The sequence below is a fragment of the Variovorax sp. 01T439_2 genome (assembly GCF_056398445.1).
In genome coordinates, this window is record NZ_JBFTPJ010000133.1 from 1 (window position 1) to 8,787 (window position 8,787).

At 64.5% G+C, this 8,787-nt stretch carries 11 protein-coding genes; 4 read left to right on the forward strand and 7 right to left on the reverse strand.

Annotated features, from left to right (window positions below; all coding sequences use genetic code 11):
• Nucleotides 1–109 precede the first annotated feature (109 nt).
• The 3 genes from AC1DOC_RS08930 to AC1DOC_RS08940 all read left to right on the forward strand — a co-directional run bounded on the left by AC1DOC_RS08930 (nt 110) and on the right by AC1DOC_RS08940 (nt 1,419).
• A complete protein-coding gene (locus AC1DOC_RS08930) occupies nt 110–517 on the forward strand; it encodes a hypothetical protein (RefSeq protein WP_478081056.1) in 408 nt (135 codons plus the stop codon).
• Nucleotides 518–579: 62 nt separating this feature from the next.
• Complete coding sequence (locus tag AC1DOC_RS08935; protein ID WP_478081057.1) at nt 580–948, forward strand: hypothetical protein; 369 nt, start codon at nt 580–582, stop codon at nt 946–948.
• A 132-nt stretch (nt 949–1,080) separates the two neighbouring features.
• Nucleotides 1,081–1,419: a hypothetical protein gene (locus AC1DOC_RS08940; RefSeq protein WP_478129110.1), complete on the forward strand. Its 339-nt coding sequence runs from the start codon at nt 1,081–1,083 to the stop codon at nt 1,417–1,419.
• Nucleotides 1,420–1,571: 152 nt separating this feature from the next.
• On the opposite strand, the gene AC1DOC_RS08945 is transcribed toward AC1DOC_RS08940, so the two are convergent.
• From AC1DOC_RS08945 to adh, 7 genes are all read right to left on the reverse strand, one after another.
• Entirely contained in the window at nt 1,572–1,859 is a 288-nt protein-coding gene (locus tag AC1DOC_RS08945) for a copper-binding protein (protein ID WP_018904753.1), read from the reverse strand.
• Between the two features lie 29 nt (nt 1,860–1,888).
• Nucleotides 1,889–2,395: a cupredoxin domain-containing protein gene (locus AC1DOC_RS08950; protein ID WP_478081059.1), complete on the reverse strand. Its 507-nt coding sequence runs from the start codon at nt 2,393–2,395 to the stop codon at nt 1,889–1,891.
• A gap of 58 nt (nt 2,396–2,453) precedes the next feature.
• A complete protein-coding gene (locus AC1DOC_RS08955) occupies nt 2,454–3,869 on the reverse strand; it encodes a multicopper oxidase family protein (RefSeq protein WP_478081060.1) in 1,416 nt (471 codons plus the stop codon).
• Nucleotides 3,870–3,905: 36 nt separating this feature from the next.
• Nucleotides 3,906–5,333 (reverse strand): TolC family protein, encoded by a 1,428-nt coding sequence (locus AC1DOC_RS08960; RefSeq protein ID WP_478081061.1) that lies wholly within the window; start codon nt 5,331–5,333, stop codon nt 3,906–3,908.
• Nucleotides 5,330–5,680: a hypothetical protein gene (locus AC1DOC_RS08965; protein ID WP_478081062.1), complete on the reverse strand. Its 351-nt coding sequence runs from the start codon at nt 5,678–5,680 to the stop codon at nt 5,330–5,332. Before AC1DOC_RS08965 ends, AC1DOC_RS08960 begins: the two co-directional genes overlap by 4 nt.
• Nucleotides 5,681–5,797: 117 nt before the next feature.
• Nucleotides 5,798–6,247, reverse strand: a complete 450-nt coding sequence (locus tag AC1DOC_RS08970) for a hypothetical protein (protein WP_478129681.1) — start codon at nt 6,245–6,247, stop codon at nt 5,798–5,800.
• Nucleotides 6,248–6,369: 122 nt separating this feature from the next.
• Nucleotides 6,370–7,890 (reverse strand): aldehyde dehydrogenase, encoded by a 1,521-nt coding sequence (gene adh / locus AC1DOC_RS08975; protein ID WP_319434082.1) that lies wholly within the window; start codon nt 7,888–7,890, stop codon nt 6,370–6,372.
• Nucleotides 7,891–8,272: 382 nt separating this feature from the next.
• Here adh and AC1DOC_RS08980 point away from each other — a divergent pair.
• A partial coding sequence (locus tag AC1DOC_RS08980) for a PDC sensor domain-containing protein (protein ID WP_478129682.1) occupies nt 8,273–8,787 on the forward strand: 515 nt, incomplete at its 3' end.

Genomic DNA, 8,787 nt, shown 5'->3' on the forward strand with positions numbered 1-8,787 from the left:
GAATACGACATCAAGTTATTTGTAGTCTCTAGATCTATTTAGATCTTAGACGTCCCAAGCACTAGTACTTCCTCGACCTCATTTAAACCATTCCCAGTCAGAAACTTCAATGCGACTTCTTACATTGCCACTGCTCCTCGCTGCCAATATTAGCTTCGCCGCGGACACCGCGCCCAAGGAAATAAATTTAGGAAAACTGCATCAGAGCTACGTCAAGGCAGGCTATTCGACCATGGATTTGCCAGAATTCAATAAGAGGATCTCATTTTCCGGCGTAGTGCTCGGAGGACCGAGCAGAGGCTTCAAAAGAGGTCCGGACAGCGCGAATGGCAGTGCTTTGCTCAAAGCAGGTGTTGCCGGTTCAGAAAGCGAACTGGTTCGCATGGTTGCCCGCGATGCCACCAGCGAAGTCCAAATGGGGGCCCTGACGGCCGGCACTGCGTTCAAGGCCACATGCACCGTTGCATTTGCCTCGGGCACGGGCTATATCCCGCTGCAGGATTGCGTTTTTCGCTGAACAAAGTGTTTAAAGACTGCCTAGGTTCAAAACCGATCCTCCGATTGGTGAGCTCAAGGGGGATGGGCAAGCATCACGTCCGAGCGAGCATCCACATAAAACCATGTCGCCTATTCAACGTCATCACTCCAGAAGGCGGTCGACTCGATATCTTTGCGGATAGGCCAACTGGATGTTCTTCGGCAAAGAAAAATGAAAGATGCAGAAATTATTTCCAAGATCGGCGCATCGATTCAGGCCAAAAATCCTTCTGGATCAATGAAAATTATCTCCGGGAAGGTGAAGTGGTCCACTGGGAATGCTTTGTCAAGGTGCTAGGAACGGTAGTGGCAGCTGGATTTGATGAATATCTAGAAAAATACGAAGGCGGGACCAGTTACGGCAAGACCGCCACCTTCAGCTATGACGCCCTGGGCCGGCGCATTGCCTAGCGCTCCGAGCATGACGTCGCCTGCCACTACGTCGCACGTCACGGTCCAAAAACCAGTTTCGGCTAAATCCACACAGTTATCCGTATGAATTCATTAAATCTTGGCTACCTACGCGGCCTCTACGATTTTTTAATGAGAAAAAGCGACGAAGAGCTGGAGCGATTTGATATTAATTCCACTGCCAATCAGAAAATTCTCTTTGAAGAAATGAGGCATAGTTTTTCGACATTTGGACCAATATCAAAAGAGAATATCGTCAACGGATTAAACTACGTTTTGGCGGATTTTTCCAATGACTCGCTATGGCGAAGCGCCGTCCCGCACGATCTCCCTCTTAATCGCGTAGTAGATCGGCGAGGCTATTTGGAGGGCATTCTCTTTGCGTTAAATACCCCTCCATATTCGACAAATGTGGACGATTTTGTTCTGATCGACGAAATCGGGCCGAGCGGTTTGGACTATTCGACGTAGTCGGAACGCCATTCCTTTTTCGGCTCCGATGACGACAGACCAGTCGTCCCCTGGAGGGACGACGAAGCYGGCCGCATCAGGTCGGATCGGGCAATAGACACCTCAGCACCCCAGATGACGCGAGTGCTCGCTCGCCGAAGCTCCCGCCCTTCTCAGCGCGCAGGCTCGATGTGCGTCACAACAATCTTCCCATCCGCCTTCTGCGCATCAAAACGAACCTTGTCCCCCGGCTGGAACTTGTCCAGCACGGTCTCGTCGCTCACCCCGAAGACCATGGTCATGCCCGGCATGTCCAGGCTCTTGAGCGGGCCGTGCTTGATCGTGAGTTTCTTGTTGTCCTTGTCCACCTTGCGGATCTCGCCATCGGCAAGCTCCGCGGCGGAGGCCGTGAAAGCGAATGCGGCCAGCGCCGCCATGAGTGCAATGCGAATCTTCGACATGGTCGTGTTTCTCCTGGACGTGGGTTTTCTTACTTGGCGGCGGGGGTCTTGCCGGCCACCGTCACGGCGCCCTTCATGCCGGCGTCGTAGTGGCCCGGCTGCAGGCATGCGAAGTCGACCTTGCCGGCCTTGGTGAACTGCCACACGATCTCGCCGCTCTTGCCTGCGGCCAGGGTCACCATGTTGGGATCGGCGTGCTCCATCTCGGGGTTCTTCTTCATGGCTTCGTAGTGCTCCTTGAGTTCCTTCTCGGTGCCGAGCACGAGCTCGTGCTTCAGCTGGCCGGAGTTCTTGACGACGAAGCGCACGGTCTCGCCCTGCTTCACCTTGATGTCGGCGGGCGTGAAGCGCATGCCGTCGGTCATGTCGACGTTGATGGTTCGCGTGGCCTTGGCGGCCACGCCGGGTTGGCCGATGGCGGCATCGGCGTCGCCGTGGCCATGCCCGCCGGCGTGGTTGCCGGTGGCAGAGGCGCCTGCGGCCGCCAGGGCGCAGAGTGCTGCGAAGGCGGCGTTGCGGAGGATGCTGTGCTTCATGGTTTTCCTTTGGAAGGTTGGTTGGAAGAAAGAGAAAGAAGGAACGAACAGAAAAAACTCAGTGGCCGGAGTGGCCACCACCGGGCTTGCGGATCTGCACTTCGATGTTCTTCGCGGGCATGTTCCGCGCGGGCATCGCGGCCGCGCCGGGGTCGCGCTGGCGCGAGGTTTCGGGCGCGGGGCCGTCGAGCTCGTAGGCCACGGTGCCCTTGGGGTGCTTGAACCAGCCGGGGTTGCCGTAGTCGCCGGGCTTCTGGTTCCTGCGCACCTTCACCACGCTGAACATGCCGCCCATCTCGACGGAGCCGAAGGGCCCTTCGCCGGTCATCATTCGCGCGGTGTTGTCGGGAATGGGCATTTCCATCTCGCCCATGTCGGCCATGCCGCGCTCGCCCATCACCATGTAGTCGGGCACCAGGTTCGTGATCTGCCGGGCCACGTCCTTGTGGTCCAGGCCGATGAGGGTGGGCACGTCGTGGCCCATCGCGTTCATCGTGTGGTGGCTCTTGTGGCAGTGGAAAGCCCAGTCGCCCTCCTCGTCGGCCAGGAACTCAATCTGGCGCATCTGGCCGACGGCCACGTCGGTGGTCACCTCGTACTGGCGCGTGCTTTTGGGCGTCGGCCCGCCATCGGTGCCGGTGACGAGGAACTCGTGCCCGTGCAGGTGCATCGGGTGGTTGGTCATCGTGAGGTTGCCGATGCGGATGCGCACCTTGTCGTTGAGCCGCACGTTGAGCGAGTCGATGCCCGGAAAGATGCGGCTGTTCCAGGACCACAGGTTGAAGTCCAGCATGGTCATGATCTTGGGCGTGGCGCTGCCGGGCTCCACGTCGTAGGCGTTGAGCAGGAACACGAAGTCGCGGTCGACCTTCTCGATCAGCGGATGCTCGGCCTTGGGGTGCGTCACCCAGAAGCCCATCATGCCCATGGCCATCTGCGTCATCTCGTCCGCATGCGGGTGGTACATGAAGGTGCCGGGGCGGCGCGCGACGAACTCGTAGACGAAGGTCTTGCCCGGGCGGATCGGCGGCTGGGTCAGGCCCGAGACGCCGTCCATGCCGTTGGGCAGGCGCTGGCCGTGCCAGTGCACGCTGGTGTGCTCGGGCAGCTTGTTGGTCACGAAGATGCGCACGCGGTCGCCTTCGACCACCTCGATGGTCGGGCCGGGCGACTGGCCGTTGTAGCCCCACAGGTTGGCCTTGAAGCCGGGCGCCATCTCGCGCACCACGGGCTCGGCCACCAGGTGGAATTCCTTCACGCCGTTGTTCATGCGCCAGGGCAGCGTCCAGCCGTTGAGCGTGACCACGGGGTTGTAGGGCCGCCCGCCGGGTGGCATGAGCGGCGGCATGGTGTTGGGCGTGGACTGGGTCACGGGTTCGGGCAGCGCGGCCATGGCCACCTTGCTCACGCTCGCGGCCGCAAGGGCGCCGGTGATGGCGCCGGCGCCGCCGAGGAAGTTGCGTCTGTTTGTCATGTCGTTCGAATCGTTTTGGTGAGTGCAGTGCTGCGCTCAGTGGGCGGCACCTGCGGAGGCGGCTTCAGCGCCCGCGCTGGCGGTCGAAGCACCCGCGGCCGTGGGCTTGCCGATCACGGAGGCCGCCAATGCGGCATCGGCCAGCCAGAACTGCTGCTGGGCGTTGATGGCGTTGCTCACGCTCGCGATCTGGTCGCGCGCCTCGGCCAGCAGCTCGAAGACGCCGATCAGCATGCCGTTGTAGCGAAGCACGTTCTCGTCGGCCATGGCCTGGCGCAGCGGCACGATCTCGTCGCGGTAGTGCCGCGCGATGTCGTACGCGGTGCGGTAGGCCGAGTAGCCTTCGCGCAGCTGGGAAGAAGCGCCGCGCACGGTGGCGTCGTAGCGGTTGGCCGCGGCCAGCGATTGCGCGTTCAGTGCGTCGCGCTGCGCCGAGCCCCAGTCGAACAGCGGCAGCCGGATGTCCAGCTCGAAGCCGCGCCGCGTGCCCTTGGTGCCTTCGGCGTTGTCGAACACGGTGTCGCGCCGGCCGCCCACCTCCACGTCGACGAAGGTCGACAGCAGGTTGATGCCCTGCGACTTGCCCGCCACGTCGAGCTGCGCGCGCGCGAGCTGCACGTCCAGTCGCTGCTCGGTCGCGGTGGCGGCCACTTCCTTGGCCTCGCGCGGCGCCTTTGGCAGATCGGGCAGCCGATCGGGCAAGGCCAGTTGGGCGGCCTGCGCATCGTCGAGCCCCAAGGCACGCACCAGTTCCTCGCGCGCAGCAGTGGCAGCGTGCTGCGCCGACGCCAGCTGCGTGGTCGCGTCGGCATAGAAGACCTGCTGGCGCGCGCGCTGCAGCTTGCTGAAGTTGCCGATCTGCTGCATGCGCCGCGCGAGTTCCGCGCTGGCCTGGGCCGATCGGTTGACCTGCTCGGCATAGCGCAGCATCTGCTGCGCGGCCACCGCGCGGACCCAGGCCTGCCGCACCTGCGTGACCTGGTCGACCACGGCGCCGGTGAGCTGCACCTTGGCCTGGCTCGATTGGCTGCGCGAGATCGACAGGCGCTGCGGCAGCAGGATGAGGTCCACGAGGCCGAAGGACAGGAGCCGCCCGAGTTCGAGCTCGCTGCCCAGGCGCATGCGCTCGAAGCTGAAGACCGGGTTGGGCAGCCGGCTCGACTGGTTGGCCGCGGCAATGTCGCCCCAGCTCTGCGCGACCAGCGCCTGCACCGCGGGGCTGTTGGTGAGCGCGAGCTGCACCGCATCGCTTTGCGAAATCGGCCTGGAGAGCAGCTCCTGCGCGAGCGCCGCGCGGCGGTCGCGCTGCTCCTGCGTGCGGCTGAGTTCGAGCTTGCCGCCGGTGAACTGCTGGGCCTGGGTGTTGGTGTCCTGCAGCGCGTCGTCGATGCCGACCGAGGCGCAGCCGGCCAGCAAGAGGGCCGCAGCGGCGGCAGCGGCCGTGAGGCGCAAGGTGCGCTTCATGGCTTCTTCTCCTTGCTGGCGGGAGGCATCGGCATCGTGTGCCCCTGGTGCGCGGCGGGTGCCTCGGAGGCGCCACCACCTGCCCCACCCGCCGCCTCTTCGGCATACGCCTTCCAGCCGCCGCGCTGGCGGACGGTCTCGTTGGCCGCCTTCCAGGGAATGGGCTTGTCGTCGGTGAAGGGCCGATAGCCCTCGAGCGCGGACTTGTAGCTCAGCGTGGTGGGCGCACGGGTAGCTGCTTCCTCAGCGCGCGGCGCGGGGGCCGGTGCCGGCTGGGCCGCGGCAGCGAGCGCCGCTGCCATGGCCGGAAGGACAGCCAGCCAACGGGCCGGCAATGAATGGAACATGGAATCCTCGCGTGTTCATGAACGGAATGCGTCACGGCCGCCCGAAGGGGCGTGACGCAGGCGATGCATGCGGACTGCTGCGGCCCGTGACCGGGCGCGCGCAGGCGCACGAACGCTTCAGGCGCGAGGAGGTTTGTCGAGAAGGCGCGGCGCGACCGTGGCCACCGTGCTGGCGGGCTCGGCGAGGTCGGCGCGGGGAAGGCCCTGGAACACGATCAGTTCCAGCGTGCTGGTGAGTGCGGTGGCGTGGCAGGCGCCGCAGGTGCCGCACTTGTGCATGCCATCGGGCGACGCGTGGGTGTCGTCGTGAGCGCTTTGGTCGCCGGAAGACGTCCCGGCGTCCTGCGCGGCAGCTTCGTGGTGCTGATGGCCTGCATGCCCATCGCCGTGCGCCTGCTGCGCATGCCGATGCGCTTCGGCCGGCGTAGCGGCTGCCGCAGCAGCCAGGGCAGCACCGTCATGGCCCGGCCCGCAAAAGACCATGGCGGCTGCCGCGTACGCCTGGAAGGGCACGGCAAACATCACGATCCAGAGGACGAAGAGGCGAACCCGGTGCATGCGGAGCATTGTAGATAGAGCGGCAATGCCTGTCCGTATTCGACGGGCATGCCTGCCACTCTAGCCATCCAGCCCGACGGTTTCCCGTCGGCTGGATTACAGCGCCGTCATCTTCGGGCGCCGCCGTGCTGTCAGAAGAAGCCGAGCTTCTTCGGCGAATAGCTCACGAGCAGGTTCTTGGTCTGCTGGTAGTGGTCGAGCATCATCTTGTGCGTCTCGCGGCCGATGCCCGATTCCTTGTAGCCGCCGAACGTGGCGTGCGCGGGGTAGGCGTGGTAGCAGTTGGTCCACACGCGGCCGGCCTGGATGGCGCGGCCCATGCGGTAGGCGGTGCTGCCGTTGCGCGTCCACACGCCGGCGCCCAGGCCGTAGGGCGTGTCGTTGGCAATCTCCAGCGCCTCGGCCTCGGTCTTGAAGGTGGCAATGGCGAGCACGGGGCCGAAGATCTCCTCCTGGAAGATGCGCATCTTGTTGTGGCCCTTGAACAGCGTGGGCTCGATGTAGTAGCCGCCGGCCAGCTCGCCGCCGAGCTGCGCGCGGCCGCCGCCGGTCAGGCACTGCGCGCCCTCTTCCTTGCCGAGCGCGAGGTAGCTCATGATCTTGTCCATCTGGATGGCCGAGGCCTGCGCGCCCATCATGGTGTCGGTGTCCAGCGGATGGCCCTGCTTGATGGCCTTGATGCGCTCGAGCGCACGCGCCATGAACTTGTCGTAGATCGATTCCTGGATCAGCGCGCGCGACGGGCAGGTGCAGACCTCGCCCTGGTTGAAGGCGAACAGCACCAGGCCTTCGATGGCCTTGTCGAAGAAGTCGTCGTCCGCGTCGGCGATGTCCTCGAAGAAGATGTTGGGGCTCTTGCCGCCGAGTTCCAGCGTGGCCGGGATCAGGTTGCCGGCCGCGGCCTGCGCGATAACGCGGCCGGTGGCGGTGGAGCCCGTGAAGGCGATCTTCGCGATGCGCTTGCTGCCCGCCAGCGCCATGCCGGCTTCGCGGCCGTAGCCGTTCACGATGTTCAGCACGCCGGGCGGCAGCAGGTCGGCCAGCAGCTCGGCCATCACCATGATGCTCACCGGCGTGGATTCGGCGGGCTTGAGCACCACGCAGTTGCCCGCGGCAATGGCGGGCGCGAGCTTCCACGCGGCCATCAGGATCGGGAAGTTCCACGGAATGATCAGCCCCACCACGCCCAGCGGCTCATGGAAGTGATAGGCGATGGTGTTCTCGTCGATCTCGCTCAGCGCGCCTTCCTGTGCGCGCAGGCACCCGGCAAAGTAGCGGAAGTGGTCGATGGTCAGCGGAATGTCGGCGTTGAGCGTCTCGCGGATCGGCTTGCCGTTGTCCACGGTTTCCGCATAGGCGAGCAGCTCGAGGTTCTGCTCCAGGCGGTCGGCAATCTTCAGCAGCAGGTTGGCGCGCTCGGCCGGCGAGGTGCGTCCCCATTGGCCCGCGGCCGCATGGGCGGCGTCGAGCGCGAGCTCGATGTCTTCCGCGCCCGAGCGGGCGGCGCGCGTGTAGGGCTTGCCGCTGATCGGCGTGATCACGTCGAAGTACTGGCCCTTCACGGGCGGCACGAACTTGCCGTTGATGAAGTTGTCGTAGGCCGGCTTGAAGTCGATCTTGGCACCGGGGGTGTTGGGGCTCGCGTATTGCATGGTCTCTTGTCTCCGTCGGGTAAGGGGTGGAAGGCGACTGCGCAAGCCGAATGCCGCGCGGTCCCGGGTGCTGCATTGCACGCGCCATGCCACGCGGATCTGAAGGCCATTCGCCCGATCTGGCACATGCACCGGCCCGATTTCCTGCRCCAGGCTGCAACAGCGCTGCGTGTCGCGGTGAGCAGCTGTCACGAAACGGGACAAGACACCCGCCGCTGGCACACAAGATCAAGCGGCTGCCGAATGCGCGCTGGGCGTCGCATTCGGATACATTGGGGCCGCGTTCGCCTCCGGCGAGCCACCCCATCCTTCCTTCCGCCGCCATGCTTCCTTGCCCCGAAAGCGCGTAGTGATTCGCGGACCCTCCATCACCGCCCGGACCATGGCTTTCGTGGCCGTCGTCTGCCTCAGCCTGCTGGCGATCGACTTCTGGAACAGCTGGGAGGCGCGCACCGACCAGCTCCAGCAGATGAACGTGGCCACGTCGAACCTCTCGCGCGCCATGGCGCAGCAGGCCGACGACACGATCAAGAAGGCCGACACCGTGCTGGTCGGCATGGTCGAGCGCGTGGAGCACGACGGCACCGATCCATCCGACGTGGCGCGGCTTCGCCAGCTGCTGGCCCTGCGCGTTGCCGAGCTCCCCCAGCTCGACGGCCTGCACATCTACGACCAGGACGGCAACTGGATTGCGAACTCCCGCCCCACGCGGCCGGAGAACCTGAACAACGCGGACCGCGAGTACTTCGCCTTCCACCGCACGCACGCAGAGCGCGGACCGCACATCGGCATTCCGGTTCAAAGCCGTACCAGCGGCCGGCTGCTGGTGCCGGTTTCGCGGCGCATCAACCATGCGGACGGCAGCTTTGCCGGCGTGGCGCTCGCGACGATCCACGT

Excerpts from the sequence above, each read along its gene's own strand:
- AC1DOC_RS08970 (WP_478129681.1), bottom strand. The coding sequence starts at position 6,247 with ATGCTCCGCATGCACCGGGTTCGCCTCTTCGTCCTCTGGATCGTGATG.
- adh (WP_319434082.1), bottom strand. The coding sequence starts at position 7,890 with ATGCAATACGCGAGCCCCAACACCCCCGGTGCCAAGATCGACTTCAAG.
- AC1DOC_RS08935 (WP_478081057.1), top strand. The coding sequence starts at position 580 with ATGGGCAAGCATCACGTCCGAGCGAGCATCCACATAAAACCATGTCGC.
- AC1DOC_RS08965 (WP_478081062.1), bottom strand. The coding sequence starts at position 5,680 with ATGTTCCATTCATTGCCGGCCCGTTGGCTGGCTGTCCTTCCGGCCATG.
- AC1DOC_RS08940 (WP_478129110.1), top strand. The coding sequence starts at position 1,081 with ATGAGAAAAAGCGACGAAGAGCTGGAGCGATTTGATATTAATTCCACT.
- AC1DOC_RS08930 (WP_478081056.1), top strand. The coding sequence starts at position 110 with ATGCGACTTCTTACATTGCCACTGCTCCTCGCTGCCAATATTAGCTTC.
- AC1DOC_RS08955 (WP_478081060.1), bottom strand. The coding sequence starts at position 3,869 with ATGACAAACAGACGCAACTTCCTCGGCGGCGCCGGCGCCATCACCGGC.
- AC1DOC_RS08960 (WP_478081061.1), bottom strand. The coding sequence starts at position 5,333 with ATGAAGCGCACCTTGCGCCTCACGGCCGCTGCCGCCGCTGCGGCCCTC.
- AC1DOC_RS08950 (WP_478081059.1), bottom strand. The coding sequence starts at position 2,395 with ATGAAGCACAGCATCCTCCGCAACGCCGCCTTCGCAGCACTCTGCGCC.
- AC1DOC_RS08945 (WP_018904753.1), bottom strand. The coding sequence starts at position 1,859 with ATGTCGAAGATTCGCATTGCACTCATGGCGGCGCTGGCCGCATTCGCT.